At 52.4% G+C, this 1,988-nt stretch carries 2 protein-coding genes; both read left to right on the top strand.

Features of this window, described 5'->3' with window-relative positions; genetic code table 11:
* Positions 1-501 (top strand): hypothetical protein (locus ACFQ6N_RS40435; RefSeq protein ID WP_380659142.1); only part of this gene is annotated, 501 nt, incomplete at its 5' end.
* Positions 502-926: 425 nt separating this feature from the next.
* Positions 927-1,988: hypothetical protein (locus ACFQ6N_RS40440; protein ID WP_380659143.1), on the top strand; the 1,062-nt coding region annotated here is incomplete at its 3' end.

Consider the following 1,988-nt stretch of genomic DNA (forward strand, 5'->3'; position numbering starts at 1 on the left):
GAATATGACGAATGGGTCCAAGTGTTTACTGACCTTGGACGTTTCCCAATCGCTTTCCCGAGGCCGGTGTCCAATGAGAAACCATCAACCCGGATGCTTCTGGACCGATTGAAAGTTCCCGAATTGAAGCTGCTCTGCAAACAGCATTCTGTAAATTTCAAATCTAAGACCACGAAGTCACAACTGGTTGAGATGTTGGAATTTGTTCCTGGTATTGAACAGTATCCTCAGCTTCAAACCATGGATGAGATGGCGGCGTCAGACGCAAAGCGTTCGCTCTATACAGTGCTGATGCGGACGACCCAGTTCCGGGCTGTGAGCTTGCACAACAGGCGGAAGGCGCAGAGCGTTGGCGTCACTAAGTTCGAGGTGTTGCACACCTTGGAACAGGATAGAGAGTTCGTGGAGCTGGCTCTAAGAAGAAAGCCCGATGGCCTGTCGCCTCTCTATCCTGGGGATATAAGTAGCGTGCGATCAGTCATCGATTTGTTCGACCGCTAATCGGTAGTTGGGTTGAACATTCATAGAAATAACTGGAATGGAGGCGACGATGAAGAAAAGGCGCCTTGGGATGTGGAATCGATTGGCGATTGTTGTGGTGTTTGTCGCTATTTTCGTGTGACCTGTCTATCTCAGCTTCAAGCACGAGTCGGAGCTGAGCGGCTATCGCTTCTTCGAGCTGAAAACTGGCAGAAGCCAACCTCCAGGATGGGACGGTAACGAACATGCCTAGGCCTGCTTGCAGAAGCAGCGGATTCGAGCAGACGAAGATGCGTCCTACATTTTCAGTAAATGGCTACCGGAGTTGATGCTCATCTATGCCATCGCATACGGGGTCGTCTACCTGTTGATATTTGCCGTCATCAAAGTATCCAAGTGGGTCCTGGCTGGACGGGATAAGAACGAGTCAGAGGCATAGAGCACTCATGTTCGACAAGATCATCAATGAAGTAATGGACGGGAAGTTCCAGCTGATTGCGAAGGGAACTCTGACGCAACGAGCGGTGTCGGACCCCATCGTGTTCACTGGCACCGCCGTGATCGACCAAGGCGATGACAGCAATCTCCGCTTGCAGTTCATCTGTGAAGGGTTCACCGGCCCGTTCGATCCCAAGGCCGGGCTACCCGAGCCAGAGCAAGGGAAGGCAATTGGAGAGAGCTTCCACTTTGACTTGTCGGCCATCGACAGGGAGGGGGACGAGTGGGCTGCCCAGCATCTACGGCTTGACTTAGATCGCCCATACGCTTTGCCTGGCTTATCAGCGGTGCCGTCCGGGTTCGACACGCTGACCGGACGCATCCAGGAGCTGGCGTTGCGCGTGCCAACAGAGAACTCTAACGCTGAGCGCCATCACATCGAGTGGATTGTTCCTGGAACATTTCAGTTCCCGTTGCGAGGCTCTCCGAAGCCCTGGACGCATGAGGCGTCAGCTTTCGCATGGTCTGTGAACGGCATCGATCCTCGTTTCACCCGAGTTCAGTTCCACGGTGCAGCTACTGACTTCCCTAAGCAAAGTCGAGACTTCCTCCGTGGGTTGTCTATGCTTTGCTCTCAGCACCTGATGCAAAAGTGCATCACCGACATTGATTCGGACGCTTGGACGCTCAAAATCCGCAGCATGAAGCGACAATTCGATAGCGACCCTCTGCTGTGGATTCATCCAAATTACAAAGAGGGTTGGGAGTCGTTCTTGGAGAAATGGCTGCTGGCCGAGAAGAGTGTCAATGCCAGTCGTTATGAAAAGGATGATCGTTCAGTCCAGGATGTGATCTATCAACACTGGTATCGAGTTCATCGGGGTCACACTGTGGATTTCGAGAACGGTGCACAGGTGCTTTCAAGCACTATTGAAGGCATGGTCAAGAAATATTTTGACGGAGCCGAACCGAGCACAGAGTCTGATAAAGCAAAGAGCTTGCGGGGAACCATCGAGCATCTGCAAGCTCAGGACAGGATCTTGCACGCCCCTGCTTTATCTCTTTTGACC

This window comes from Kitasatospora sp. NPDC056446 (assembly GCF_042796115.1).
Classification (GTDB): domain Bacteria; phylum Actinomycetota; class Actinomycetes; order Streptomycetales; family Streptomycetaceae; genus Kitasatospora.